General features: G+C 68.7%; 25 protein-coding genes. 23 read left to right on the top strand and 2 right to left on the bottom strand.

What is annotated here, in order from left to right; genetic code table 11:
* Positions 1-13: 13 nt before the first annotated feature.
* The 11 genes from FN829_RS12965 to thiE all read left to right on the top strand — a co-directional run bounded on the left by FN829_RS12965 (position 14) and on the right by thiE (position 10647).
* Positions 14-364 carry a DUF2209 family protein gene (locus FN829_RS12965; protein WP_142987458.1) on the top strand — a complete coding sequence of 117 codons (351 nt, stop codon included), beginning with the start codon at positions 14-16 and terminating at the stop codon, positions 362-364.
* A gap of 134 nt (positions 365-498) precedes the next feature.
* Positions 499-1785: a GTPase HflX gene (gene hflX / locus FN829_RS12960; RefSeq protein ID WP_142987457.1), complete on the top strand. Its 1287-nt coding sequence runs from the start codon at positions 499-501 to the stop codon at positions 1783-1785.
* Positions 1786-1874: 89 nt separating this feature from the next.
* Entirely contained in the window at positions 1875-2639 is a 765-nt protein-coding gene (locus tag FN829_RS12955; protein ID WP_142987387.1) for a response regulator, read from the top strand.
* Positions 2640-2706: 67 nt separating this feature from the next.
* Positions 2707-3684, top strand: coding sequence for a flap endonuclease-1 (fen, locus tag FN829_RS12950; RefSeq protein ID WP_142987386.1), 978 nt, complete (start codon positions 2707-2709; stop codon positions 3682-3684).
* Positions 3685-3789: 105 nt separating this feature from the next.
* Entirely contained in the window at positions 3790-4686 is an 897-nt protein-coding gene (locus FN829_RS12945; RefSeq protein ID WP_142987385.1) for a complex I NDUFA9 subunit family protein, read from the top strand.
* A gap of 232 nt (positions 4687-4918) precedes the next feature.
* On the top strand, positions 4919-6097 hold the full coding sequence (locus tag FN829_RS12940; RefSeq protein WP_185955760.1) for a tubulin/FtsZ family protein: 1179 nt from the start codon (positions 4919-4921) through the stop codon (positions 6095-6097).
* 11 nt (positions 6098-6108) lie between these two features.
* On the top strand, positions 6109-6765 hold the full coding sequence (cofC, locus tag FN829_RS12935) for a 2-phospho-L-lactate guanylyltransferase (protein ID WP_142987384.1): 657 nt from the start codon (positions 6109-6111) through the stop codon (positions 6763-6765).
* A gap of 115 nt (positions 6766-6880) precedes the next feature.
* A complete protein-coding gene (locus tag FN829_RS12930; RefSeq protein ID WP_142987383.1) occupies positions 6881-7618 on the top strand; it encodes a DUF6498-containing protein in 738 nt (245 codons plus the stop codon).
* A 198-nt stretch (positions 7619-7816) separates the two neighbouring features.
* On the top strand, positions 7817-9016 hold the full coding sequence (cofG, locus tag FN829_RS12925; RefSeq protein WP_142987382.1) for a 7,8-didemethyl-8-hydroxy-5-deazariboflavin synthase subunit CofG: 1200 nt from the start codon (positions 7817-7819) through the stop codon (positions 9014-9016).
* Between the two features lie 45 nt (positions 9017-9061).
* Positions 9062-9919 (top strand): mechanosensitive ion channel family protein, encoded by an 858-nt coding sequence (locus FN829_RS12920; RefSeq protein ID WP_142987381.1) that lies wholly within the window; start codon positions 9062-9064, stop codon positions 9917-9919.
* A 92-nt stretch (positions 9920-10011) separates the two neighbouring features.
* Entirely contained in the window at positions 10012-10647 is a 636-nt protein-coding gene (gene thiE, locus FN829_RS12915; protein WP_142987380.1) for a thiamine phosphate synthase, read from the top strand.
* 265 nt (positions 10648-10912) lie between these two features.
* Here the strand turns inward: thiE and FN829_RS12910 are convergent, their stop codons facing one another.
* Positions 10913-11686: an SDR family oxidoreductase gene (locus tag FN829_RS12910; protein WP_142987379.1), complete on the bottom strand. Its 774-nt coding sequence runs from the start codon at positions 11684-11686 to the stop codon at positions 10913-10915.
* Positions 11687-11774: 88 nt separating this feature from the next.
* Between FN829_RS12910 and FN829_RS12905 the strand changes: the two genes are divergently transcribed.
* The 5 genes from FN829_RS12905 (at position 11775) to FN829_RS12885 (ending at position 16256) form a co-directional block, all read left to right on the top strand.
* Positions 11775-13283 (top strand): phytoene desaturase family protein, encoded by a 1509-nt coding sequence (locus tag FN829_RS12905; protein ID WP_142987378.1) that lies wholly within the window; start codon positions 11775-11777, stop codon positions 13281-13283.
* Positions 13280-14173: a prenyltransferase gene (locus FN829_RS12900; protein WP_142987377.1), complete on the top strand. Its 894-nt coding sequence runs from the start codon at positions 13280-13282 to the stop codon at positions 14171-14173. Before FN829_RS12905 ends, FN829_RS12900 begins: the two co-directional genes overlap by 4 nt.
* Complete coding sequence (cruF, locus tag FN829_RS12895; protein WP_142987376.1) at positions 14170-15066, top strand: bisanhydrobacterioruberin hydratase; 897 nt, start codon at positions 14170-14172, stop codon at positions 15064-15066. Before FN829_RS12900 ends, cruF begins: the two co-directional genes overlap by 4 nt.
* 126 nt (positions 15067-15192) lie before the next feature.
* Positions 15193-15750, top strand: coding sequence for a diadenylate cyclase (locus FN829_RS12890; RefSeq protein WP_142987375.1), 558 nt, complete (start codon positions 15193-15195; stop codon positions 15748-15750).
* Between the two features lie 80 nt (positions 15751-15830).
* Positions 15831-16256, top strand: coding sequence for a universal stress protein (locus FN829_RS12885; RefSeq protein WP_142987374.1), 426 nt, complete (start codon positions 15831-15833; stop codon positions 16254-16256).
* Between the two features lie 92 nt (positions 16257-16348).
* Here FN829_RS12885 and FN829_RS12880 read toward each other — a convergent pair whose 3' ends face one another.
* The gene (locus FN829_RS12880) at positions 16349-17053 is read right to left on the bottom strand and encodes a DUF1405 domain-containing protein (protein WP_246066534.1); all 705 of its coding nucleotides are present in this window, start codon (positions 17051-17053) and stop codon (positions 16349-16351) included.
* A 111-nt stretch (positions 17054-17164) separates the two neighbouring features.
* Between FN829_RS12880 and FN829_RS12875 the strand changes: the two genes are divergently transcribed.
* The 7 genes from FN829_RS12875 (at position 17165) to FN829_RS12845 (ending at position 26373) form a co-directional block, all read left to right on the top strand.
* A complete protein-coding gene (locus FN829_RS12875; RefSeq protein ID WP_142987373.1) occupies positions 17165-20716 on the top strand; it encodes a type II/IV secretion system ATPase subunit in 3552 nt (1183 codons plus the stop codon).
* A 27-nt stretch (positions 20717-20743) separates the two neighbouring features.
* A complete protein-coding gene (locus tag FN829_RS12870; RefSeq protein WP_142987372.1) occupies positions 20744-22783 on the top strand; it encodes a type II secretion system F family protein in 2040 nt (679 codons plus the stop codon).
* The gene (locus tag FN829_RS12865) at positions 22773-23390 is read left to right on the top strand and encodes a DUF7287 family protein (RefSeq protein ID WP_246066533.1); all 618 of its coding nucleotides are present in this window, start codon (positions 22773-22775) and stop codon (positions 23388-23390) included. Before FN829_RS12870 ends, FN829_RS12865 begins: the two co-directional genes overlap by 11 nt.
* A 2-nt stretch (positions 23391-23392) precedes the next feature.
* Positions 23393-24046: a DUF7288 family protein gene (locus tag FN829_RS12860; protein WP_142987371.1), complete on the top strand. Its 654-nt coding sequence runs from the start codon at positions 23393-23395 to the stop codon at positions 24044-24046.
* Positions 24034-25026, top strand: coding sequence for a DUF7261 family protein (locus tag FN829_RS12855; protein ID WP_142987370.1), 993 nt, complete (start codon positions 24034-24036; stop codon positions 25024-25026). The genes FN829_RS12860 and FN829_RS12855 overlap by 13 nt, the downstream gene beginning before the upstream one ends.
* The gene (locus tag FN829_RS12850; RefSeq protein ID WP_449272322.1) at positions 25010-25579 is read left to right on the top strand and encodes a DUF7266 family protein; all 570 of its coding nucleotides are present in this window, start codon (positions 25010-25012) and stop codon (positions 25577-25579) included. The genes FN829_RS12855 and FN829_RS12850 overlap by 17 nt, the downstream gene beginning before the upstream one ends.
* Positions 25580-25641: 62 nt before the next feature.
* Complete coding sequence (locus FN829_RS12845) at positions 25642-26373, top strand: DUF7289 family protein (protein ID WP_246066532.1); 732 nt, start codon at positions 25642-25644, stop codon at positions 26371-26373.
* Positions 26374-26408 lie beyond the last annotated feature (35 nt).

Genomic DNA, 26408 nt, shown 5'->3' with positions numbered 1-26408 from the left:
CGTCGGCGTCGACATCAGTGGCCGCCACGAGGAGGACGGCGAGTACCTGATGGTCGCGGCCGCGGTCCACGCCAGCGTCGACTCCAGCCGGATCCGCTCGGTCGAAGGGATCGGGTTCGCCAGCGCGCGGGAGGGACCGACCCTCGAGGCGACGGTCGACCTCGTCGCCGAGGCGGTGGGGAACCTCCCCGAGCCGCCGGCCTGCCCGATAGTCTCCGAACACGGCGAGTTCTACGAGGAGCCCGCGGCGCGGATCGGGTTGAGCTTCCAGCCCGATTTTAAATACGTCGAGAGCATAGGTGAACGCGAAACAGTGCAGGCCGCACACCACGCCGCGTACGCCGCTCGGAGGCTGCTCCTGTGACGGGGAGCGCCGACCGGGAGGCTTCGACGGGCCGACCGGAGCGAGGAGCCGAAGACGGGGGAAGAGCCGCCGCCGGGGACCGACGAGCCGGCGACGGGCGAACCGACGGCGATCGGACCGGCGACGGCCGGGCGATCGTCGCCAAGCGCGTCGACGCCGGCGACGCCGACCTGACCGAGATCTCTCGGCTCGCGGAGGCCGCGGGCTACGAGGTCGTCGGCGGGCTCACCCAGACGCGCACCGAGGACGCCGCGTTCATGTTCGGGGAGGGGAAGGTCGCGGAGCTTCGCGACCTCGTCCGCGAGCGCGACGCCGACTGCGTCGTGATCGACAACGACGTGGGACCCTACCAGACGTTCAACATCGGGGGAAAAATGCCCGAGGGCGTCGAGGTGATCGACCGCTTCACGCTCATCCTCGAGATCTTCGGACAGCGCGCGAACACGCGGAAGGCCCAGCTCCAGGTCGAGCTCGCGGAGCTGCGATACGAGCTGCCGCGCGCGGAGGCGAAAGCCAGCCTGGCGAAACGCGACGAGCGTCCCGGGTTCATGGGGCTCGGGGAGTACGACGAGAGCGTCGAGCGGGACATCAAACGCCAGATCTCCGAGATCCGCGACGAGCTCGAGTCGATCGCGGAGAAGGAGCAGGCCCGCCGCGAGCAGCGCCGCGACTCCGGGTTCGATCTCGTCGCGCTCGCGGGCTACACCAACGCGGGGAAGTCGACGCTGATGCGGCAGCTGGCCGCCGAGCTCGACGTCGACGAGAACGAGGATCGCCACCCGGACCTCGCGCGGACCGCCGAGTCCGAGGACATGCTCTTCACCACGCTCGGCACGACGACCCGCCGGGCGGAGATGGAGAAACGGGACGTGCTGTTAACGGACACGGTCGGATTCATCGCGGACCTGCCCCACTGGCTCGTCGAGTCGTTCGAGTCGACGCTGGACTCGGTGTACCGCGCGGACCTGGTGTTGCTCGTGGTGGACGCGAGCGAACCGGTCCCGGAGATGCGCGAGAAACTCGTCACGAGCCACGACACCCTGTACGAGCGCAACGAGGCCCCCATCGTCACCGTCTTCAACAAGATCGACCGGCTCGACCCCGGCGAGCTGGCGGACAAACGCGCCGCGCTCTCGGGGCTCGCGCCGGACCCGGTCGCCGTCTCGGCGCGGACCGGCGCGGGCGTCGCGGAGCTTCGCGACCGCGTGGAGGCCGAGCTTCCGGAGTGGGAGCACGAGCGACTGATGCTTCCCGTCTCCGACGACGCGATGAGCCTCGTCTCGTGGGTCCACGACCACGCGCACGTCGACGAGGAGACGTACGCCGACGAGCACGTGACCCTCGCCTTCGAGGCCAAGCCCTCCATCGTCTCTCGCGCGCGCTCGAAGGCGGCGGAGCTGGCCCCCGCGAGTTCGACGTAGTCGGCCCGGTCGCCGACCCGATCGATCGCCGGTGGGTTCGTCGGGTGTGTCATCGCAACACATAATTGTCCGTTATCCCATGCTACACCATGCCGAACCCGATCCGGGTCCTGTGCGTCGACGACGACCCGGACTTCGCGGATCTGACGGCGACCTATCTCGAACGTCGGAACGGCCGATTCGCCGTCGAGACGGCGACGAGTCCCGAACGGGGACTGGACCTGATCGAGGAGCGGCCGCCCGACTGCGTCGTCTCGGACTACGAGATGCCCGGCATGAACGGGATCGAGTTCCTGCGAGCCGTCCGTGAGGACCGGTCGGATCTGCCGTTCATCCTCTACACCGGAAAGGGCAGCGAGGAAGTCGCGAGCGACGCCATCTCGGCCGGCGTGACCGACTACCTCCGAAAACAGTCCGGAACCCATCAGTACGCCGTCCTGGCCAACCGCGTGAGTAACGCCGTCGATCAGGCTCGCGCCGAGCGCCGACTCCAGGAGGAGCGCCGGCGGTTTCAGCTCCTGTTCGAACGGCTCACCCAGCCGACCGTCGAGGTCGAGTACGAGGACGACGAGCCGATCGTCAGACGCGTCAATCCCGCCTTCGAGGAGGTGTTCGGCTACGAGGCGTCCGAGATCGTCGACGATTCCCTCGACGCCTACATCGTTCCGCCGGGAAGAGAGGAGGGGGCGTCGCGGATCAACCAGCGCGTTCAGGCCGGCGAGGGCCTCGAATCGGTGGAAGTCGTGCGCCGGACGACGGAGGGGGACCGGGAGTTCCTCCTACAGAACGCGGTCTACGACGACGACTCGGGCGGGTTCGCCATCTACACCGACGTGACCGATCGGGAGGCGTGAACGGGGGGCCGAGTCCTCGACGCCGGTCTCGACCGTTTAATACCCCGGAACTCCGATCAGACGGGTAATGGGAAACGCGGACCTACGCGACCTCGCGTCGATACGGGAGGTCGCCTTCGAGGAACTCGAGGGGAGCGTCGTCGCCGTCGACGCGCACAACTGGCTGTACCGCTACCTCACGACGACGGTGAAGTGGACGAACGACGACGCCTACACGACCTCCGACGGCACCGAGGTCGCCAACCTGCTCGGGGTCGTTCAGGGCCTCCCGAAGTTCTTCGAACACGGCCTGACGCCGGTGATGGTGTTCGACGGCGAGGTGACCGAGATGAAAGCCGACGAGGTGGCCGAGCGGCGGGAGAAGCGCGAGCGCGCGGAAGAACGACAGGCGGCCGCGGCGGAGCGGGGCGACGCAGTCGAGGCCGCCCGCCTCTCCGCGCGGACCCAGCGACTCACCGACACGATCCAGGAGACGACCCGGGAGCTGTTCGACCTGCTGGACGTGCCGGTCGTCGAGGCCCCGGCGGAGGGGGAGGCCCAGTGTGCCCACATGGCCGCGACGGGGAGCGTCGACCACGCCGGCAGCGAGGACTACGACACCCTGCTCTTCGGCGCGCCGACGACGCTCCGCCAGCTGACGAGCAAGGGGAACCCCGAGCTGATGGACCTGGAGGCCACGCTCGAGGCGCTCGAACTCGACCGCGAGGGACTCGTCGACGTCGCCATGCTGTGTGGCACCGACTTCAACGAGGGGGTCCGGGGGATCGGTCCAAAGACGGCGGTGTCGGCGGTGCGCGAACACGGGGACCTGTGGGGCGTCCTCGAGTCGCGCGACGCCTCGATCCCGAACGCCGAGGCGGTCCGCGAGTTCTTCCTCGATCCGCCCGTCGCCGACGTCGACTTCGATTCGACGATCGAACCCGACGTCGAGGCGGCCCGGACCTACGTGGTCGACGAGTGGGGCGTCGACGCCGACGAGGTCTCCCGCGGCTTCGAGCGCATCCGGGAGTCACAGGTCCAGACGGGACTCGACCGCTGGACGTGAGTCCGGCGGGGACCGGATCGATCTCTGTGGTGTGCGTTCACTCGTGTCGTCTGAACGTCTGACGCCGCGGTAGGTTTACGTTCGTTCCTCGCCAATCGTGGGGATATGAAGGTCCTGGTAGCCGGCGGAACCGGTTTCATCGGGTCGTACCTCTGTCGCGCGCTCGTCAACGACGACCACGAGGTGACCGCGATGTCCCGGTCGCCGGCGGAGACCCCCGAGGGGGTCGACTCCGCCGTCGGCGACGTCACGGCGTACGACTCCGTCGAACCCGCGGTCGAGGGCCACGACGCAGTGGTGAATCTGGTCGCGCTCTCGCCGCTCTTCGAGCCGAAGGGCGGAAACGTCATGCACGATCGGGTCCACCGCGCCGGGACCGAGAACCTCGTCCGAGCGGCCGAGGAGGCCGGCGCCGATCGGTTCCTTCAGATGAGCGCGCTCGGAGCCGACCCCGACGGCGACACCGCCTACATCCGCTCGAAGGGAGAGGCGGAGGAGATCGTTCGGAGCAGCGACCTCGACTGGACGGTGTTCCGGCCCTCGGTCGTCTTCGGCGAGGGCGGCGAGTTCGTCTCGTTCACGAAGCGGCTCAAGGGGATGTTCGCGCCGGGCGTCCCGCTGTACCCGCTTCCCGGCGGCGGCAAGACGCGGTTCCAACCGATCCACGTCGAGGACCTCGTCCCGATGCTCGCGGCCGCGTTGGAGTCCGACGAACACGTCGGGGAGGTCTACGAGGTGGGCGGCCCCGAGACGCTGACGCTTCGAGAGGTGACGAACCTCGTCTACGAGGCCGAACGGAAGGGGATCACGATCGTCCCGCTGCCGATGCCGCTGGCGCGAATCGGGCTCACGGTGCTCGGGGCCGTACCGGGGTTCCCGATGGGCGGCGACCAGTACCGGTCGTTGAAGTTCGACAACACGACCGCCGACAACGACGCGGGCGCGTTCGGCTTCGACCCCTCGGAGATGACCACGCTCGCGGCGTATCTGGGGGTCGAATGACCGTCGCCTCTGCCGCGACCGTTGCCGGGCGTACCGACGGACGCGGAACGACGGGAGTCGGCAGCCGATCGGCGAGCCCGACGGACCCGCCGACGACGTCCGGCGGATCGACCGACGGCGAGGTGATGGGGGGTGATCCGCGGCGAGTGCGGATCTCATGTCTGGTAACGTCACCAGAAGCCTTATATCCCAGATCCCACTCTGCTCGTTTCAAAGACGGAGGGAGTTCAATATGAAACTGGCAATGATCGGATTCGGACAGGCGGGTGGGAAAGTCGTCGACAAGTTCCTGGAGTACGACAAACGAACGGGGTCCGAGATCGTGCGCGCCGCCGCGGCGGTGAACACGGCCAAGGCCGACCTCATGGGACTCGAACACGTCCCCGAGGGCCAGCGCGTGCTCATCGGACAGTCCCGCGTGAAGGGACACGGCGTCGGCGCGGACAACGAGCTCGGCGCGGAGATCGCCGAGGAGGACATCGACGAGGTACAGGGGGCTATCGACTCGATCCCGGTCCACGAGGTAGACGCGTTCCTCGTCGTGGCGGGGCTCGGCGGAGGCACCGGCTCCGGGGGCGCGCCGGTGCTGGCCAAACACCTGAAGCGGATCTACACCGAACCCGTCTACGGGCTCGGCGTGCTTCCCGGCAGCGACGAGGGCGGCATCTACACCCTGAACGCGGCTCGATCGTTCCAGACGTTCGTCCGCGAGGTGGACAACCTGATGGTGTTCGACAACGACGCCTGGCGGAAGACGGGCGAGTCCGTCCAGGGCGGCTACGAGGAGATCAACGAGGAGATCGTCCGGCGCTTCGGGATCCTCTTCGGTGCGGGCGAGATCCAGCAGGGCCAGGAGATCGCGGAGAGCGTCGTCGACTCCTCGGAGATCATCAACACGCTGTCGGGCGGCGGCGTCTCCACGGTCGGCTACGCCGAAGAGGAGGTCGAGGAGCGCAGCTCCGGCGGGCTCCTCTCGCGGCTCCGCAACGACGACGGCGGCGACGAGCTCGACAGCGCGCACACCACCAACCGGATCACGAGCCTCGTCCGCAAGGCGGCGCTCGGCCGGCTCACGCTCCCCTGTGAGATCGAGGGCGCGGAGCGCGCGTTGCTCGTGCTCGCGGGACCGCCGGAGTACCTCAACCGGAAGGGAATCGAGCGCGGTCGCAAGTGGCTCGAAGAGCAGACCGGGTCGATGGAGGTCCGCGGCGGCGACTACCCGTACCGCGGCGCGGGCTTCGTCGCCACCGTGATCCTGCTCGCGGGCGTCACGAACGTCCCGCGGATCAAGGAGCTCCAGGAAGTCGCCATCGAGGCGCAGGACAACCTCGACGAGATCCGCGAGGAGAGCGACGAGAACCTCGACAACCTCGTCAGTGACGACAGCGACGAGCTCGAGTCGCTGTTCTAGGCGGCCGCCGAATGGAGGTCCTCGTCCCCTTCTCCGCCGATCGTCCGAAATCGCGGCTCGCGGACACCCTCTCTCCCTCCGAGCGCGCCGCGTTCGCCCGGACGATGCTCGCCGACGTGTTGGCGGCGATCGGCGACGCCGGCGGCAGTCCTCGAATTCTCGCGACCGACGGGTTCGATCCGACCGACGAGCCGACGGTCCCCCTCGATCCGCCGGTCACCGTCGACGACCGACCACTCACAGACGCGGTCAACGCCGTCCTCGAGGAACGTCGACCGGGCGGCGAGGGCGACCCGCTCGCGGTCGTGATGGCCGACCTCGCGCTCGCGACTCCGGCGGCGCTCCGGGAGCTGTTCGCGGCCGGCCGCGACGCCGACGTCGCGGTCGTACCCGGTCGCGGCGGCGGCACGAACGCCCTCGTCGTCTCGCATCCGCGGTTCCGCGTCGACTACCACGGCGCGTCGTACCTCGACCACCGACGGATCGCTGCGGACGTCGGGGCGGGGTTCGCCGCGGTCGACTCCCATCGCCTCGGTACCGACATCGACGAGACCGACGACCTCGCCGAGGTGCTGATCCACGGCGAGGGACAAGCGGCGACGTGGCTCCGGGAGGCCGGATTCGCGCTCGACGCGTCGGAGGGGCGGGTCGCGGTCGTTCGGGAGTGAGCGAACCGGCCCCACCGAGGCCGACCTCGAACGCGGAGGGCGGGCTTACCGTGCGTCTCCGCCGTTCACCGCCGATACTGACAAGTGAGCGAGGTCCCTGTCGTACGCTGGAAGCATGCCGACGGAGGTCGAGGAGACGCTGTCGAACGGGCTCGGCGTCGCTTCGGACGACGGCTCCGTGCTCGTCACGCACCTGTTTCTCGCCGTCGGAATCGTGTTCTTTCGCTGGGACCTCCGCGAGGTCGTACTGGTCTACCTGATCGACGTCGCCGTCACCTTCGTCCTGTTCGGAACCGTGGCGCTGTTCGCGGCACGGCCGGTCGACGACGGCGAAGCCGAAAAGTGGCGAGAGGAGCCGACCCCGCTCGAGGTAGCTCCGTTCCTCCCGCCGCTTTACAAGCGAAACGTCGGACTGGTCGCGAGCGAACTGTTCAGGGGCGGGTTCTTCTTCTGCTTCTTCGCCGCGATGGCGCTCTCGCTCTTCGAGTGGACGCTCTCGTCGCTGCTCTCGACGTCGGTCGGCGTCGCGATACTCGCCGTCTGCGGCTCTCAGCTGATGCGCGTCTGGCGTCAGTTCCTCGCCGACGGGTCGTACCGGGACCGGTCGCCGGGGGACGCGATCGAGGTCGCCCTCCGTCCGATCGGCCGACTGGTCGTCATCGCGTTGTACGTGATCGCACCGATCACCGCCGCGCTTGGGTTCACGCTGATCCTCCTGCTCGACGTCGAGTCGACCGCGGCCCTCCCGTACGGGGACACGATCGTGCTGCTGACGTACGTCGTCCCCGTCGGAGCCGCGAGCGTGTGGCTGCGGAACGACCGGTTCGAAATCGGGCTCCAGTACGGGAACTGAACCGCACGATCGCCGCCGGCGAACCCCGACGGTGCCGACGAAGCTTGACATCCCCCCGCTCGCTGAAGCGCGAGGCTCTCGCCTCGTGTTTTCCGTAAGCGTCCGACCGCGCCGACCGCCCGTTACGTAACCGGATCCGGTATCTTCGGGGGATCCGCAACCGCGATCCTTTTTGAACGCCGACCGCGAGTGACGGTCGTGTTCGCCGGGACCGAGGAGTACGACGTCGACGTGGCGGTCGAGGAGGGCGCGGTCGAGCGGCTGCTCTCGGTCACGCCCGCCGACGTTGACCCCGCCGACCGGCTCACGTTCGCCCGGAACGTCTTCGTCCCGCTGACGACCGCCTGCCGGTACACCTGTACGTACTGTACCTACTACGACGTGCCGGGTGAGGCGTCGCTGCTCTCGCCCGAGGAGGTCCGGGAGCGGTGTCGGGTCGGGGCGGACGCGGGGTGTACGGAGGCGCTCTTCACCTTCGGCGACGAGCCGGACGACCGCTACACGCGGATCCACGAGACGCTCGACGAGTGGGGATTCGACTCGATCCACGACTACCTGTATCGGGCCTGCGAGATCGCCCTAGAGGAGGGGCTGCTCCCGCACTCGAACCCCGGCGACCTCACCGAGGAGGGATTCGCCAGGCTGCGCGAGGTGAACACCTCGATGGGCGTGATGCTGGAGACGACGGCCGACGTCGACGCCCACAGCGGGGGCCGACGGAAGACGCCCGGCCAGCGGCTGAACACGATCCGGGCGGCGGGTCGGCAGGGCGTCCCGTTCACGACCGGGATCCTCGTGGGGATCGGCGAGGGGTGGCGGGACCGCGCGGAGAGCCTGCTCGCGATCCGCGAACTCCACGAGCGACACGGCCACGTCCAGGAGGTCATCGTCCAGAACGTCGTCCCGAACGAGCGGTCGGACTTCGCGAGGCCGGACCTCGAGACGATGCGGCGGGTGGTCGCGATGGCGCGGGCCGCGCTGCCGCCCGAAGTCTCCGTCCAGGTGCCGCCGAACCTCTCGCCGGCGGCCGACCTCGTCGACTGCGGGATCGACGACCTCGGCGGCGTCTCGCCCGTCACCGACGACTACGTCAACCCCCAGTACGCGTGGCCCGACCTCGACGGACTCCGGGCGGTCGCCGACGCTGGCGGGGTTCCTCTCAGAGAGCGACTCCCGACGTACGCCCGCTACCTCCCGAGCGACCTCCGCCCGGTCGGCGTCAAGCCGACACCTTCGCCGGAGAACCGTGGCGCGTGGATCCCTCCTGCGGTCGCGGAGCGGATCCGCGACGACGACGTCCACGGTCGGCGGCTCCGGGCGGTCGCCCGCGGCGAGGGACCGTTGGATCCGCGGCCCGCGAGCCCTCGCGTCGGCGCGGGCGGTTCCGACGATCGGTAACCCTCCCGACAGACTCTTTGAATATCGGCCGAAACAGGGTCGTCGATGGTACCACTACAGTTCGGGTTGTCGGGGATCGCGGCGACGGTCGCAGGGTTCCTGGAAGCCGCGTTCCTGTTCGTCGCCGGCTTCGTCGCCGTGTTGTTGCTCGGGAAGCTCGTCTTCGTGCCCGGCGTGGGGCGGGCGATCGCGTCCCGAGGGCTGGACGAGGCGGTGAAGAGCCTGGGATCGAGCGTCGCGAACGCGGTCGTCTGGGTCGCGGCGATCGCGATCGGGTTCACGCTCGCGGGATACGGCGCGTTCCTCTCGGCGTTCGCCGTCTTCGGCGGCGCGATCGCGCTCGCGGTCGGCTTCGCCGCACAGGACCTGCTCGGGAACTTCGTCGCCGGGATCTTCATCCTGAAGGACAAGCCGTTCGAGGTCGGCGACTGGATCGAGTGGAACGGCAACGCGGGCCGCGTCGAGGACATCGACCTGCGCGTCTCGCGGGTCCGGACCTTTGACAACGAGCGGATCACGGTGCCGAACGGCGATCTCGCGAACAACGCGGTGACGAACCCCGTGGCCTACGAGACGCTCCGCCAGAAGTTCGTCTTCGGCATCGGCTACGATGACGACATCGCGCAGGCGACCGACATCATCGTCGAGAAGGCGGAGGCACACGAGGGGATCCTCGAGGACCCCGCACCGTCGGTTCGCGTGGTCGAACTCGGCGACTCCGCCGTGGGACTCCAGTCACGCTGGTGGATCGACGAGCCCGACCGCGGCGACTTCGTCCGAGTGCGCTCGGAGTACGTGACCGCGGTGAAGGAGGCGTTCGACGAGGCCGGCATCGACATGCCGTACGTCCACCGGCAGCTCACCGGCAGCGTCGAGGTCATCGAGTCCGTCGCGGACGAGTAGCGTAGTAACCCCCGGCCCTCCCCACAAGTCTGGCGGCCGTTCGATCCGCCGGAACCCGACCGCTTTTTTGTGACCACTCGAACGTACCACTCGTGAATCACTCGTCGTGGCGGACGTACCTCGTGACGGGAGCCGATCGCTCCGCGGGGCGGGAGACGCCAGAGATCGTCGCCGACGCGCTGGCCGGCGGGATCGACGTCGTCCAGCTCCGCGAGAAGGGGACCGACGCACGGAGCCGGTATCGCCTCGGACTGCGCCTCCGTGAGCTGACCGCGGAGGCGGGCGTCCCGCTCGTCGTCAACGACCGGGTCGACCTCGCGGCGGCGGTCGACGCCGACGGCGTCCACCTCGGGCAGTCGGACCTGCCGGCCGAGGTCGCCCGCGAGCAGCTGGGTTCCGACGCGGTCGTTGGCGTGTCGGCGTCGACGCCGGCGGAGGCGAGGGAGGCCGTCGACGCCGGCGCGGATTACCTCGGCGTCGGGGCGGTGTACGGGACGGACTCGAAGGACGTCCCCGACGAGCGGGACGGGATCGGTCCCGAGGGCGTGCGGGCGGTCGCCGAGGCGGTCGACGTCCCCGCCATCGGGATCGGCGGGATCGACGCGGACAACGCGAGAGCGGTCGTCGACGCGGGCGCGACGGGCGTGGCGGTCGTCTCCGCGATCACGGCCGCCGAGGACCCGCGGGCGACCACCGAGGCGCTCCGGGAAGCGGTCGACTCCGAGTGAGCCGACTCCGAACGGCGCGTCCGGATCGGCGGACGAAGGGCGCGTCCGGATCGGCGGGCGATCGGTGGGCCAGGAGCCGGGAGACCGAAGGGGAAGTGGCGAACGGGCGGTGCGTGTCGATCGGGAGTGCGTCGGTCGCGAAACCGCATCTCTCCCCACTCCGAAACCGCGCGGGACCGCACCGCACACCCGCGTTCCCCCGCGCGGCGGTCGAGCGTGTCACGCGACGGGATGTGCCGGCATCCGATAAGAGGTGACGCCCGAACTACCGCGTCGCCTTCTTCCACTCGCGGAGCCCGACCCGCCCGCCGTCGACGTCCTCGGCCGGCGCGTCGGTGGCTGCCCAGACGAAGAGCGGCGCGACGCTGTCGGGGTTGCGGGCGCGCTCCATCCCCGTGAGGTCGGTGGCGACGAGACCCGGATCGACGACGCCCACCGTCGCGTCGAGGTCGGCGGCGAACCCGCGGGCGACCGCCTCGGCCGCGGCCTTCGAGGCCGCGTACGCACCCATCCCGGCTTTGGACTCGTGGGCGACCGACCCGGAGGGAACGAGGACGCGCGCGTCGTCGGCGAGGTGGGGGACCGCCTCGCGCACCGTGGCGAACACCCCGCGGGCGTTCGTCCGCATGGCGTCGTCGAACTCGCGGTAGCCGACCTCGTCGGTCGGCGACTCGCCGGGCGCGCCGTGGAAGACGGCCGCGTTGGCGAGGACGACGTCGACGGGGCCGGCCTCGCGGGCGACCCGCTCGAAGAAGCGCTCGAGGTCGAACTCGTCGCGGACGTCGACGCGAGCGCCCCAGGCGGTTCCGGCGGGATCGGCGTCGCCCGCGTCGTCCGCCCCGTCGTCGCCGATCTCGGCGATGTCACCGGCGGTCTCGTCGTCCTCGCCCGTCTCCCCGTTCAACTCGGCGACCGTCCGGTCGACGGCCGCGCCGTCGCGGCCGGAGACGGCGACGAACGCGCCCGCGTCGACGAACGCCCCGGCGACCGCCCGACCGATCCCGCTCGTTGCCCCGGTGATCGCGACCGTCGGTTCCATCGGGGATCCGTACGGGTGGCGTCGACTTAGTGGTATTCACCGCGGCCGTCGTGGTGGTATTTATACGGATCCCGTCCGAGGATCGAGTATGGACGCGGCCCCCGACACCGACGCCATGGCCGGCGAGTCCGTCGTCGTGATCGGCGGCGGCTTCGGCGGCCTCTCGACGGCCTGTTACCTCGCCGACGCCGGCGCGGACGTCACTCTCCTCGAGAAGAACGAACAGCTCGGCGGGCGCGCGAGCCGCCTCGAGGCCGAGGGGTTCCGCTTCGACATGGGCCCGTCGTGGTACCTGATGCCCGACGTGTTCGAGCGCTTCTTCGGCCACTTCGACCGCTCGCCCGAGGAGTACTACACGCTCACCCACCTCGACCCGCACTACCGCGTGTTCTGGAAGGACGGAGACCGGGTCGACGTCCTCCTGGACATGGAGCACAACCGGGAGCTGTTCGAGGCGTACGAGCCCGGCGCGGGCGACGCGCTCGACGCCTACCTCGAGGAGGCCGAGCGCACCTACGAGATCGGGATGGAGCACTTCGTCTACGAGGACCGACCCCGGCTCCGCGACTACGTCGACCGCGACGTGCTGCGCTACTCGTGGGGGCTCTCGCTTCTGGGGAAGATGCAGGGGCACGTCGAGGGCTACTTCGATCACCCGAAGCTCCAGCAGCTGATGCAGTACACGCTGGTGTTTCTGGGCGGGTCGCCGACGAACACGCCCGCGCTGTACAACCTGATGAGCCACGTCGATTTCAACATGGGCGTGTACTACCCGGACGGCGGGCTCGGCGCGGTCGTCGACGGCATCGTCGAACTCGCCGAGGAGCTCGGCGTCGAGTTCGTGGTCGACGCGGAGGTCACGGGGATCGAGGGACGCTACGGTGCGTTCGCGGTCGACACCGTCGGCGGCGACCGGCATCTCGCCGACGTCGTCGTCTCGAACGCCGATTACGCCCACACCGAACAGGAGCTGTTGCCGGAGCGGAAACGGCAGTACACGGAGGAGTACTGGGAGTCGCGGACGTACGCGCCGTCGGCGTTCCTCCTGTACCTCGGCGTCGAGGGCGACGTGCCGGAGCTCGCCCACCACACCCTGGTGTTGCCGACGCGGTGGGAGGAGCACTTCGCGCGGATCTTCGACGACCCCGCCTGGCCGGAAGACCCCGCCTACTACCTCTGTGTCCCCTCGAAGACCGACGAGACGGTCGCCCCCGACGGCCACAGCAACCTCTTCGCGCTCGTTCCCATCGCGCCCGGACTGGAGGACACGCCGGAACTCCGCGAGGAGTACCGTGAAGTCGTGCTCGACGACATCGCGGAGAACACGGGGACGGAGCTGCGCGACCGGATCGTCTTCGAGGAGACGTTCTGCGTCGAGGACTTCGCGGACCGCTACAACAGCTACGACGGGAGCGCGCTCGGGCTCGCACACACCCTCCGGCAGACGTCGCTGTTCCGGCCGCCGCACCGGTCGAACGCGGTCGACGGGCTCTACTTCACCGGCGCGACGACGACGCCGGGAATCGGCGTCCCGATGTGTCTGATAAGCGGAGGACTGACCGCCGAACGGATCGCGGACACGATCCCGGATTCGTGACCGCCCCCTCCGCCGCCAGCGACGCGGTCGAGGACGGTTTCGTCGAGCACTTCCGGTACCTGATCGTGCTCTCGCGGCCGCGCTTCTGGCTCTACCTCGCCGGCCCCGTCGCGGTCGGCGTCACGTACGGGATCGACGGAGTGGACGGGCTGTTCACGCCGACGACGCTCGCGCTCGCCGGCTACTTCCTCGTGCCGGCCAACGTCTATCTGTACGGCGTGAACGACGTCTTCGACGCCGACGTCGACGAGCACAACCCGAAGAAGGGCAACCGGGAGGCACGGTGGCGGGGGAACCGACTCGCGCTCCTCGCGGTGGTCGTCGCGGCCGCCCTCGGGGTCGGGACGTTCGCGCTCACGCCGCGGGTCGCGTGGCCGTTTCTGGCCGGCTTCTTCGTCCTCGCCGCGGGGTACAGCGCGCCGCCGCTCCGGTTCAAGACGACACCCTTCGCGGACTCCGTCTCGAACGGACTCTATATTCTCCCTGGAGCGGCCGCGTACGCGACGGTCGCGGGGACGGTTCCCCCGACCGCGGCGCTCGCGGGCGCGTGGCTGTGGACGATGGGGATGCACACGTTCTCCGCGATCCCCGACATCGAGCCCGACCGGGCGGCCGGGATCCGGACGACTGCGACGCTACTCGGCGAGCCGCGGACGTACGCGTACTGTCTCGCCTGCTGGGTCGCCGCCGCGGTCGTGTTCGCCGCGGTCGACCTCCGGCTCGGCGCGCTCCTCGGCGTGTACCCGGTCTTCGTGACGTGGGTCGCGAGCTCGTCGGTCGCGGTCGACCGCGCCTACTGGTGGTTCCCGGCGCTCAACACCGCGGTCGGGACCCTGCTGGCGATGGGCGGACTCTGGCGGGTGTACCCCGTCTGGGAGGCCCTCGGATGAGCGACGACGGGGCGTCGACGACGGACGCGAGTTCCGGAGCGCAGACGGACTCCGAGGCGGAGGCGCTCCGGGATCGGCTGCCGAGCACTCGCGAGGGAACCGAGGCGTTACTCGACCGGGTCGTCCGCGAGAACCGCTTCACGATCGCCGTGTTGTTCCCGGCCGTCGGAGCGGTGACGCTCGTCGGAAGCGCGGAGGGCTGGATCCCAGAACCGTTCGCCTTCCACCCCTGGTTCGTGCTGTTCGGCGTCTGCGTGATGCGATCGCCGCTCGTGGTCGGGGTCCTCCCGCTCTTCGACCGGCGGGCGGCCGGCTGGCTCGGCGTCCTCGTCGCGTACACGTACGCCATCGAGAGCGTCGGGGTCCGGACCGGGTGGCCGTACGGCGGCTTCGAGTACGCGATCGACCTCGGCCCGATGCTCGGCGGGGTCCCGATCGCGCTGCCGGTCTTCTTCATCCCGCTCGTCGTCAACGCCTACCTGCTCTGCCTGCTGCTCCTCGGCGGGCGGGCGTCGAGCGCCGCGGTCCGGCTGGTCGCCGTGAGCGCGACGGTCGTCGCGATGGACGTGGTGTTGGACCCCGGTGCGGTCGCCGTCGGCTTCTGGACGTTCGGCGGCGGCGCGTTCTACGGCGTCCCCCTCTCGAACTACGCGGGCTGGGTGTTGTCGGCGGTCGTCGCCGTGTTCACGCTGGACCGCGCGTTCGCGACGGACGCCGTCCGAGAGCGGCTGGCGGGCTGTGAGTTCATGCTCGACGACATGGTGAGTTTCGTGATCCTCTGGGGCGGGATCAACGTCTGGTTCGGCAACATCCTCCCCGCGCTCGTCGCGCTCGCGTTCGGCCTCGGCCTCCTCGCGACGGACCGGTTCGACGCCGGCCTGTTGAGGCCGTGAGGGCCGGCCGGTCGAAGGGGTTGGGGCGACCGCGGCGCCGACTCGAAACCCCTTATATGCGGGCCGTCCGTCCTTGGAGTATGGAGACGGTCGTCGCCGACGAGACGGGTTTCGAACGGGGGACCGATGAGTAGCCTCGCGATCGAGTACGGCACCCACGAGCGCGTGCGGGAGGTGATCGACCGGCTGACGTTCTGTGCGGAACACGTGAGTCTCGATTTCGACGGCTGGGAGGACCCGCACGTGAAGGGGCCGGGGCTGTACTTCGCGGTCGTCGCCGACCGCGAGTACGGGTCGTACGCGGATCCGATGGGCGACAACCGATGGCCGCGGGACCGTTGTCGGTCCGTCTTCGCGGAGGACGCGTTCGTCGAGGCCACGGAGACGGTGAGCCTCGAGTGTGACGGCGGGATCGTCGTCGCGGTCGACGGAGAAGTCGAATCGCAGATGGTCCGGTTCCGCGACCTCGGGACGAGAAGCGGCGAGGCGGACCTCGCCGACGACGTCGCCTACGAACCGTGGATGGGATCGAGACACATGAGCGCCATCGAGACGTCGGTCCGGCCCGATGTGGTCGCGACGGTCACCCTGAGCGAGGAGACCGGCCGCGTGAGCGTCTTCCGAGAGGGAGAAGCGGAGTCGGCGACGCGCAAGGAGATCGGCGGTCCCTGGCGGGCGGAGTAGCGTCCCGAGAGACCGGGCGCAACCCCACCGGACGGGGATCCGACCCCATTCTTATGCCCGTGCCGCGCGAACGGAAGCGCATGTACGACGACGTCCTGATACCGACCGACGGCAGCGAGGGAGTCGAGCGGTCGCTCGAACACGCGATCCCGCTGGCGATTCATCACGACGCGACCGTTCACGCGCTGTACGTCGTGGACCGGCGGGTGGCGAACGCGAGCTCGGGCGACCTCCACGACGAGATCGTCGACGACCTCGAGACGCAGGGCGAGGAGGCGGTCGCCGCGGTCGCGGAGCGGGCCGAGGAGGCTGGGCTCGACGTCGAGACCAGCGTTATCCACGGGACGCCGGACACCGAGATCGTCGGATACGCGGAGGAGGCCGGGATCGACGTGATCGTGATGAGTCCCGAGGGGAAATCGCCCCGTGAGCGGATCCGGTCGCTCGGGAGCGTCTCCGATCGCGTCACCGACGACGCGACCGTCCCTGTGTTCCTGATCAAGTAAGGACGTCGGCGACGAGGCCGGGACGGTGTGCGCTGCGGATCGAGCGTCCGTGAGGTAACCACTCACGAATCGTATCACTCGCAAGCCGAGTGCTACCGCACCGTTCGCGATCGCGCCGGTTCGGCGCCCAGCCGTCGGAACGATCGGCTCGCGAGCCAGACGCAGAAGCCGGCGATCCCGAGGGTGGCGAGCGCCAGCCCAACGCCCGGCTCGTACAGGAGCGGCGGATGGTAGCCGAACCAGTAGTCGACGGCGACGTTCGCGACGCCGAGCGTGCCCGCGACGCCGAGCGCGCCGCGGGTCGTCCGCCCGAACGCCGGAAACAGCAGCGCGAGCCCGACGAAACACAGGTGCGACCCCAACACGCCCCAGTAGTAGATCCACGCGTCGGGGGCGGTCACGTACGACTCGAACGCCAGGTTCAGGGAGACGAGCGGCCACAGTCCGAACTGGACGAGCCAGACGAACGAGACCGTGTGGAGGTACGCGAGCGACCGGTTCGCGGGGGTCTCGGTCACCGAGTCGCCGGATCCGACCGTCGGCAGAAGCGTCGCGAGCGAGAGCGCGCCGAGCGCGACCGCCACCGCTGAGTCGGCGTAAAGCGGCCACAGCACCGTCGGAACCTCCGGGAGCGTTGCGGCGTAGTAGTCCACGCCGATGAGGAACATGAACGCCGTCAGCCCGAACGCGACGGCGAGGCTCCGGGGATCCCCGAGCAGTTCCTCGGCGATCGCGTCCCGAACCCGCCGGCGAACCGGCCGATCACGGAGGCGACGGAGGCGACGCAGACGAATCACGTCCCCGACTGCGCGGAGCGGTGGCTAAAAGTTCACGCTCCCGACACCGGGGTTATCAATCCCGGATATTTGCGAGACACCTTTTTCAACGGGCGAAGGGTGTCTCCCCCTATGGATGGAGGGGACGCGGGCCACGATCCCGTCACCGCGGGGGACGGTGACGGCGACCGGGAGGTGGAAGCGACGCCCGCGTCCGACGACGGGACGAGTTCGACCACGACGGATTCGATTTCGACGGCCGCGACGGACCCAAGAGCGACGAGTACGGCACCCGAGAGGCCCACCTCGGGCGATCCCGTCAGAGTGGGCCAATACACCTGGCGGGAGTTCCTCGCGGAACGGGGCGACGAGGAGGTCGCCGAAACCCTGTACGAATGGGTGCCGAACGTTCCGTCGGCACCGGCGAGTGCGGTCACGGGGCGGTTCGACGAGTTCGACGGCGTCGTCCGAGCGGCCGGCGTCGACGAGCCCTTCCTGTCGGACGGAAGCGAGGCCGTCGGCGGCCACGGGACCCCGCCGGAGGGGACGCTCGTCGTCGGCGACCGCGACGTCGTCGTCGACGGTCGTGCCGTCTTCGACGACCGACACGACGAGGACGCCGTCGTCGACGGTCCCGCAGACGGCGACGCGAGCCGCGATCGGTTCCCCGTAGACGGCGACGTGGAGGTGGATTCGGCGGGCGTTCCCGGATCGATCGTCGTCGCCGGCGCGGCCGTCGAACCGGTTCCGGCCGGCCCGCCGACGGACCTCGACTGGGAGCGGATCCCGATCGATCCCGTCGAATTCCTCGGCTTTCACCCGACGGAAACGCCGGAGCGGGTCGGGTCGGCCGCCGCGATCGGGGAAGTCCTGTGGGACCGGTGTCACGCCCGGTACGACCAGTACGAGGTCCCGGTTCTCAAGGGGTACTACACGTGGGACGACTACGCCGACGAGTACTTCTACGACGAAGAGGGGAACCCCCCGACCGATGAGGAGGACGAGCCGCTGGCGTTCACCCACGAGGACAAGGTCGACGCGTTGGGTTTCGACCCGGACCGGATCGGCGAGGCGCTCTCTGCCGGCGGGGACGCGGCCGCGGAGCTCTCGGAGCTCGTCGACGAGCGGACCGTCGACGTGGATCCCGATATCGACGAGGACGCGTTCTTCTCGACGGTCGACGGATCGACCACGCTCGTGAACCGCTACGACCTCGAGAAGGCGGTTCCGATGCCCAAGAAGACTCATTTCCGTGAGGTGGAGCGCTACTGGGTGAACGAGCCGTACGCGTTCGTGATCGTGTTTCGCTCGACGAAGGAGAACGAGCGGAAGTACTACGCGGTCCAGCCGTACCAGACGCGGATCGAGACGGACTTGATCGAGTTCCTCACGGGCAAGCTCCGGACGTCGATCAAGTACGCCGACGAGTCGATCGCGGGAGGCGACGAGACGTTTCGCGAGGACGTCATCGCCGAGGAGACCCGAACCCTGCTCGACCGATACGGCCTCTACGAGGAGTCCTCGGGCACGAACGAGTTCGTGACCGACCTCCTCGGACGGGTCGATCTCGATCGGTTCGGGATCGACCCGACGGAGGGGCTTCCGGGACGGCTCGCCGAGGCGGTCGGATACCGGCCGTCGGAGGCCGGGAGTGACGAGGAGGGAAAGACGGAGGGCGCCGCCGTGACCGTCAGCGCACGCCCGGAGCCGGCGGTGCTCGAGGAGGACGCGCGGACCCTCTCGGCGTACCAGGTCGAGAAGCTGTTGTACTACCTCAAACGCGACTTTATCGGGTACGAGCGGATCGACCCGATCAAACACGACATCAACGTCGAGGACATCTCCTGTGACGGGTACGACTCGCCGGTCTTCGTCTACCACGCCGACTACGAGCAGGTCATCACCAACGTCTACCACGGGACCGACGAGCTCGACGACTTCGTGGTGAAGCTCGCCCAGCGTTCGGGTAAGGGGATCTCGAAGCGCCGCCCGCAGGTGGACGCGACCCTCCCCGACGGCTCGCGGGCGCAACTCACGCTCGGCAGGGAAGTCTCCGATCACGGGACCAACTACACGATCCGGCAGTTCAACGACATCCCCTTCACGCCGATCGACCTCATCAACTGGAAGACGTTCTCGCTCGACCAGATGGCGTTCCTGTGGCTGTGTATCGAGAACAACAAGAACCTGATCTTCGCGGGCGGGACCGCCTCCGGGAAGACGACGAGCCTGAACGCGGTCTCGCTTTTCATCCCCTCGAACGCGAAGATCGTCTCGATCGAGGACACCCGCGAGGTCGAACTGCCCCAGCGCAATTGGATCGCCTCCGTCACGCGACCCTCCTTCTCGGACGACGACAAGGGCGACGTCGACGAGTTCGACCTGCTCGAGGCCGCGCTCCGGCAGCGCCCCGACTACATCGTGATGGGCGAGATCCGCGGCGAGGAGGGACGGACCGCCTTCCAGGTGATGTCGACGGGTCACACCACCTACACGACGTTCCACGCCGACTCCGTCGGCGAGGTGTTAAAACGGTTCACCACCGACCCGATCAACGTCTCGAAGACGATGTTCACCGCCCTCGATCTGGTGTCGATCCAGACGTCGACCCGGGTCCAGGGGCGGAAGGTCCGTCGGAACAAATCGCTCACGGAGATCAACCACTACGACGCCGAGAACGACGAGATCAACGTTCAAGACGTCTTCCAGTGGCAGGCCGAGACCGACGAGTTCCTCCGGATGGGCGACTCGAACGTCCTCGAGGAGATCATGTTCGACCGGGGGTGGAGCCGGGCGACGCTCGACGAGGAGATCCGCAAGCGCCGGATCGTCTTAGCCTACCTCATCGACCGCGGGCTCAACAGCTACGCGCAGGTGGCCGCGACGTTCCAGGCGTTCATCAACGACCCCGAGACGGTCCTCGCGTTGATGGCCAACGACGAGTTGGAGCGGTCACTGGAGGACCTCCGAGAGATGGAGTCGGTCCTGATCGACGTCGACCGCGACAAGGAGGAGATGGTTCCGCGGCCGGACCCCGACGAGGCGGGTCGCGAGGAGGCGTCCGCGATCCTCGCGGACGCCGAGGACGTGTTCGAGACCTACCGCGGCACGGTTCCGGAGTCGGTCGCCGACGCGCTGCTCGCGGTCGAGCCGGCTCGCGGCGTCGAGGCCCGCCCCGACGCCGAGCGCGAGACCCTCGCGGAGATCGCGGCGGACGCCACCGAGTTCGAGGCGGAGGCGACGGGACCGCCCGACGGGAGCGACGATCTCACGGCGGGTCGTGGAGACGCGGACGCGGACGACGACGGCGAGATCGATTTCGGTCGACCGTTCGACGACGGGATCGACGTGATTGGTCCGGTGGCGGAGGACGACGCCGAGACGAAGGATCTGATCGGGGGCGTCGAGCCGAACGAGACGCCCGCGGAGACGATCGACCGCGAGTGGGCGGACGGAGATGAGGAAATGGACCAGGAAGGCGAGGGCGAGGACTTGGAAGGGGACGACCGGGAAGGCGGAGACGAGGATCGGGAAGGCGGAGACGAGGATCGGGAAGGCGGAGACGAGGATCGGGAAGGCGAGGACGAGGACCGGGAAGGAGAAGACGAGGACGCGAGCGACGGCGAGAATGTCGACGACGGGTGGGGATTCGAGGCCGTCGAGCCGGCCGAGGAGGGAGGGTGACGCTATGATTCCCGACCGGAGGGGGCGATGAGTCTCGACGCGGGGGTCGGCGGCGACTCGGTCGACGGGGACCTCCTCGGACAGCTGTTCTACCCCGTGTTCGGCCTACTGTTCGACCCCGACGGCGACCTGATCGGAGACGTCGAGCGGAAGCTCGCGGAGGCGCGGATGCCCGACACCGTCGAGATGTACGTCTCTCGGGCGCTCGGCGTCGGAGTGCTGGCCGGCCTCGCACTCGCTGTCGTCGGGACGCTCCTGGGGTACGGCGTCTTCGCGCTCGGGCTGATCTCGCCGGAGTCGCTCTCGCTCGGGATCCCGGTGCCGAACCCGGGAACGCGGCAGTTGCTTCGGTCGCTCGTGGTCCCGGTGGCGGTCCTCACGAGCGGGGTCGTCTTCGGCTCGATCGGGTTCGCCACGGGATTCGGCGGGCTCCTCGCAGTCCCGTACTCGCGGTCGGCGAGCCGGGAACGCGAGATCAACATGCTTCTCGCCGACTCCGTCTCCTTCATGTACGCGCTCTCCGTCGGCGGGCTCAACCAACTGGAGATCCTCCGGGCGATGGCGACCGCCGAGGACACCTACGGGGAGGTCTCGCGGGAGTTTCAAAACATCATCAACGAGACGGAGTACTTCGGGACCGACTACCGGAACGCGATCCGGACCCAGTCGATGGAGACGCCCTCCGAGGAGCTGTCGCAGTTCCTCGCGGACATGCTCTCCATCGTCAACTCCGGCGGGGAGATGGAGCCGTTCTTGAAGGACAAAAAGGAGAAGCACCTCCGGACGTCCAAACAGGAGCGCGAGATGACCCTCGAGACGCTGGAGCTGTTCGGGGAGATGTACATGACGCTCTCGCTTTTCCCGCTGCTCCTCATCATCATCCTCGTGATCATGGGGATGATGGGGGAGGCCGACGACCGCCTGCTGTACGCCACGGTGTACGTCCTCATCCCGCTTACCGGAGCCGGCTTCCTCGTGCTGGTCTCGACCGTCAAACAGGACGAGCCGGGGGACGGCTTCCTCCGGCCCGACGGCGGCAGCGACCGGCTCCGGCAGACGAGCCGCGAAGGGCTGCTCCACTTCGGGCTGATAGAGGCGTTCGTGGGACGCGCGGGCGTCTTCGACCGGATCCGCGACCGCGAGGGGACCTACAAGACGAAACGGATCCTCACCGCTCCACACCACTTCCTGCGGGACAACCCGCTTTACACTCTCGCGATGACGATCCCCGCCGCGCTGGTGCTCGTCGGCGTCGCGGTCGCGTCGGGGTCCGCGCCGACGACCGTCGACGGCTGGATCGGCCGCCCCGTCTGGTCGGCGTTCATCTGGGTGTACGTCCCGGCGTACCTGACGCTGATCCCGCTCACGGCCTTCTACGAGTGGGACCAGTACGCCAAGCGGTCGGTCACGGGAAAGCTCTCGGAGAACCTCCGGAAGCTCTCGTCGGCCAACGACACGGGACAGACGCTGCTCGAGTCGATCCGGACGGTCGCGGACACTTCCTCCGGGAAGCTCGCCGAGGAGTTCGAGGTGATCCACGCGAAGGTGAACTACGGGATGAGCCTGCGCGACGCCCTCGTCGAGTTCAACAACTCGTACGCGGTCCCGCGGCTCGCGCGGACGGTGAAACTGATCTCGGAGGCACAGGAGGCCTCCTCACAGATAACGGACGTGTTGACGACCGCGGCGCAGGCCTCCGAGAACCAGGACGACATCGAGCGCGAACGCCGATCGCGGACGCGGATGCAGGTGGCGATCATCGTCATGACGTACGTGACGCTGCTCGGCGTGATGGCGATCCTCCAGACGCAGTTCATCGACGTGATGGGCGGGCTAGCCGCGCAGGCGGACGGAGGGTCGAGCGGGGCGGCCGCCGCCGGGGGCTTCGGCGGTGGCGGGGTCGATCCCGACGTGCTCTCGATGTTGTTCTTCCACGCGGTGACGATCCAGGCCGTGCTCTCGGGGTTCATCGCCGGGTACATCCGGAACGCCGAGCTCCTCTCCGGCGTGAAGTTCGCCCTCCCCCTGATGACGCTCGCGCTGGGGGTGTGGATCTATGTCGGATGACCGTCCTCCCCGTCATCCTCGATCCCCCGTCGCGAGCGGGTCCCGACGGGACGACCGCGGACAGACCCAGATCGACTTCGCCGTCGGCGCGGGCGTGTTCCTGGTCACGCTCGCGTTCGTGGTCGCGTTCGTCCCGACGCTCTTCGAGCCGTTCACGGTCGGCGAGACCGCCTCGCCGCTCGTGGCCGACCGGATCGCCGCCGGAACCGTCGACCTGCTCGGCATCTCCGCGAATCCCTCCGGAGACCCTGCCGCAGTTCACGCACCGATCGAACCGGGCGTCCTCTCGCCGGCGTGTACGGTCGCGTTCTTCGAGCCGGGCGGGAACGCGGCGCTCGCGGACGACGCCGGCTGCCCGTTCGACGCCGAGACCGACCCCGCGGCGCTGTTCGGCGTCGACGACGACGTCCAGATCGTCGTCCACGACCTCAACGAGACCGCCGAGAACGCGACCGATGTCGAGTTCGAGACCCGACACGGGACGCTCGGGACGACGTTGAACCGATCGACGACGGACTCGACCGCGACGGCCGACGACGTCACCGTCTCCGGCCGCGTCGTCTCGCTTCGAGGGGTCCAGTACCGCCTGACGGTGCGGGTGTGGTGACGATGTCCAGCCCTCGCCTCTCCCGCGGTCCGACCGACGCCGACGACCGAGGACAGGCGCACACGCTGGAGGCGTTCGTGGCGGCGATCCTGCTCGTCGCGGGGCTCACGTTCGCGCTTCAGGCGACGGCGGTGACGCCGCTGTCGGCGAGCACGTCGAATCAACACATCGAGAACCAGCAGCGCGCGGCCGCGACTGGTCTCCTCGAGACGAGCGCGGCGAACGGCGACCTCCGCGAGGCCGTCCTCTACTGGCACCCCGGCAACGCGACGGTCGAACGAGGATTCCACGGTACCCCGAACGGCTTCCAATACTACACGGAGTCAGGGCCGCCGACCGAATTCGGCGACGCGCTCGATCGGGCGTTTCTCGACCGGCGGGTGGCGTTCAACGTGTACGTTCGGTTCCACGACGGGAACTCGACGGGAAAACAGGAGATGGTGTTCATGGGGAAACCGAGCGACAACGCCGTGACCGCGAGTCGGACCCTGTCGGTTTCGAACGACACGACCCTGACCGTCCCCGGAGCGGAGGATCGAACGCTCGCGGAGGTCGAGCCCCCAGAAAATGACGAGGACGGTTTCTATGCACCCGCCGTCGACGACGGCCCGATATACAACCACTTGGAGGTGCGAATCGTCGTATGGCGGATGTGAGCCTCGGCCCTCCCGACGGGAAACGACTTCGCGAGGCCGACCGCGGCCAGCTGCTGGTGGTCGCCGGACTCGTGATGGCGGTCTCGCTCGTTGCCCTCGTCGTCCTGTTGAACGCGACGATATTCACGGAGAACCTCGCGACTCGAGGGATCCAGGCGGCCGACGGGGAGGCGGCAGACGTCAGGACGACCGCGGTCGGGGGCGTCGGCGAACTCATCGACGCCACGAACCGGGAGGAACGGGAGTCACACGAGGTGACGAACGTGACCGACGGGGTCGCCGATCTGGACGAACGGATGGCGCGGAACTACGCGGGACGCGGCGGCGTGGTCCATCTCGAGACCAACGAGTCCCGAGTGACCGAGGGGTGGTACCTCTCCACCGCGGGCAATGCCACGTCGCTCGCGAACGACACGAACGCGACGGCGTACGCGTTCGTCGACGGGATCGACCGGACGCGGGGGTTCTCGCTGTCGCTTTCCGTCGACGATGACGATCTTGCGAATACGACCCCGAGCAACGCGACCGGCGAGGCGTTTCACGTCGTCTTCGACGGGCCGGCGCTCTCGGAGAGTCGGGAGGTGTACGTCTACCGAAACGGCTCCGGCGACGTGGCCGTCGCGAACGGGAGCGCGGGCGGCGACCCGGAAGTCCGGTGCTCGATCGCGGCTGAGTCGGGCGAAAACGTGACCTTCGATCTCACCGGCGAGCGGCTCGGAGAGACCGCCTGTCCGGGCGTCTGGCCCGTCGAACTGTTCGCTCCGTCCGACCCGTACGCGATCCGGTTCGAGAACGCCGACGCGGCCGACGGCACCGCGACCGCGACCGTTCGACCGCGGCCGGCGGGTTCGGAGCCCGGAGCCGACCACGACGGGATCTCGCCCGCCGTCTACGACGCCACGGTCGACCTCCGTTACCGGACGGCCGACCTCCGCTTCGAGACCACCGTTCGGGTCGCACCGGGTGAGCCGCGTGCGTGACCGAGTCCCGCCGTGCGGAGCGTTCGGCTCGGACGATTCGCTCTCCCGCGACGATCGGGGCGTGAGCACGACCGTCGGCTACGTGTTGACGCTCGCTATCGGGGCGGTGCTGCTCTCGGGCGTCGTGGTCGGCGTCGGTGGCGTGATCGACGGACAGACCGAACGGGCGGTCCACGGCGACCTCGAGGTCACGGGACAGTCGCTCGCGGCGAACCTCGAGGCCGCGGACCGGCTTGCTCGACTCGCGGAGGCGGGCCGGACCGACCCGGACCTCGACGCCGCCGACGGGACTGCGAACGTGACCGTCGACGTCGACCTCCCGAGACGGGTGGCGGGAATTCCGTACACTGTCGAGATCGTGGACGGTCCCGATCCCGACGCCGATTCCGCGGTGATTCTCCGGACGACTCGACCGGACGCCAGCGTCAGGGTTCCGTACCGGTCGAACACGACGGTCGAGGAGACGACGTTTCGGGGCGGGCCGATCCGGATCGCGTACGTCGCCGACGCGGCCGACCCGAGTGCCGGCACGCTGGAGGTGACGGAGCGGTGAGTCGCGGTCGCCGATCCGGGTCGGGGCTCCGCGAACGCTCGTCTCCTCTCGACGATCGAGGCGTGAGCGACGTGATCGGCTACGTCTTGGTGTTCGCGCTCGTCACGGCGACGATCGCGTCGGTGTTCGCCGTGGGCATGACCGGACTGGAGGACAGGCGGAACGCCGAGCGCGTCGAGAACGTCGAGCGCGCGTTCGACGTGTTCGACGACAACCTGCGCGACATCCAACGGTACGAGGATCCGAGTCGTGCGACGGAGATGCGCCTCAGCGGCGGGAGCCTGACGCTGGAGGAGACGACGACGGTCACGCTGGAGTACACCAACGCGACCGGTGTTCAAGTGGACCAGAGAGTGAATTCCTCTCGACTCGTGTACGCCAACGGCGACACGACCGTCGCCTACGAGGCCGGTGCGTGGTTCCGGTCCGACGGCGGGGAAAGCGTCATGCGGTCCTCGCCGCGGTTCGTGGCGGACGACGGTCGAACAGTGCTTCCCGTCGTCCAACTGCGTCACGAAAACGGACCGAGAAGCGTCGACGGCGACGGAACGGTTCAGGTGTCGACCACCAAGGGCGGCGACCAGAACTACCAGTATCCGCTGAACGGTTCCTCGAAGATCGACGAGATCCGGATCGAGTCCCCGTACGCCGACGCGTGGGAGCGATACTTCAAGGGATCCGACGCGTTCATCGACGTCGATCGTCCGAACGACGGCGAGGTCGTCGCGGCAATCGAACACGACGAGACGGTGTACCTGCGTGCGACCAGGGTGTACGTCTCGCTCAGACGCTGATCCCGTCTCCGAGAGTTCCACAGAACCGGAGGACG

It is taken from the genome of Halorubrum cibi (genome assembly GCF_900182635.1).
GTDB classification, from domain to species: Archaea; Halobacteriota; Halobacteria; order Halobacteriales; family Haloferacaceae; genus Halorubrum; species Halorubrum cibi.
This window is presented reverse-complemented; position numbering and strand designations above follow the sequence as displayed.

Excerpts from the sequence above, each read along its gene's own strand:
- FN829_RS12955 (WP_142987387.1), top strand. The coding sequence starts at position 1,875 with ATGCCGAACCCGATCCGGGTCCTGTGCGTCGACGACGACCCGGACTTC.
- fen (WP_142987386.1), top strand. The coding sequence starts at position 2,707 with ATGGGAAACGCGGACCTACGCGACCTCGCGTCGATACGGGAGGTCGCC.
- FN829_RS12945 (WP_142987385.1), top strand. The coding sequence starts at position 3,790 with ATGAAGGTCCTGGTAGCCGGCGGAACCGGTTTCATCGGGTCGTACCTC.
- FN829_RS12940 (WP_185955760.1), top strand. The coding sequence starts at position 4,919 with ATGAAACTGGCAATGATCGGATTCGGACAGGCGGGTGGGAAAGTCGTC.
- cofC (WP_142987384.1), top strand. The coding sequence starts at position 6,109 with ATGGAGGTCCTCGTCCCCTTCTCCGCCGATCGTCCGAAATCGCGGCTC.
- FN829_RS12930 (WP_142987383.1), top strand. The coding sequence starts at position 6,881 with ATGCCGACGGAGGTCGAGGAGACGCTGTCGAACGGGCTCGGCGTCGCT.
- FN829_RS12920 (WP_142987381.1), top strand. The coding sequence starts at position 9,062 with ATGGTACCACTACAGTTCGGGTTGTCGGGGATCGCGGCGACGGTCGCA.
- FN829_RS12910 (WP_142987379.1), bottom strand. The coding sequence starts at position 11,686 with ATGGAACCGACGGTCGCGATCACCGGGGCAACGAGCGGGATCGGTCGG.
- FN829_RS12905 (WP_142987378.1), top strand. The coding sequence starts at position 11,775 with ATGGACGCGGCCCCCGACACCGACGCCATGGCCGGCGAGTCCGTCGTC.
- cruF (WP_142987376.1), top strand. The coding sequence starts at position 14,170 with ATGAGCGACGACGGGGCGTCGACGACGGACGCGAGTTCCGGAGCGCAG.
- FN829_RS12890 (WP_142987375.1), top strand. The coding sequence starts at position 15,193 with ATGAGTAGCCTCGCGATCGAGTACGGCACCCACGAGCGCGTGCGGGAG.
- FN829_RS12885 (WP_142987374.1), top strand. The coding sequence starts at position 15,831 with ATGTACGACGACGTCCTGATACCGACCGACGGCAGCGAGGGAGTCGAG.
- FN829_RS12875 (WP_142987373.1), top strand. The coding sequence starts at position 17,165 with ATGGATGGAGGGGACGCGGGCCACGATCCCGTCACCGCGGGGGACGGT.
- FN829_RS12870 (WP_142987372.1), top strand. The coding sequence starts at position 20,744 with ATGAGTCTCGACGCGGGGGTCGGCGGCGACTCGGTCGACGGGGACCTC.
- FN829_RS12865 (WP_246066533.1), top strand. The coding sequence starts at position 22,773 with ATGTCGGATGACCGTCCTCCCCGTCATCCTCGATCCCCCGTCGCGAGC.
- FN829_RS12860 (WP_142987371.1), top strand. The coding sequence starts at position 23,393 with ATGTCCAGCCCTCGCCTCTCCCGCGGTCCGACCGACGCCGACGACCGA.
- FN829_RS12855 (WP_142987370.1), top strand. The coding sequence starts at position 24,034 with ATGGCGGATGTGAGCCTCGGCCCTCCCGACGGGAAACGACTTCGCGAG.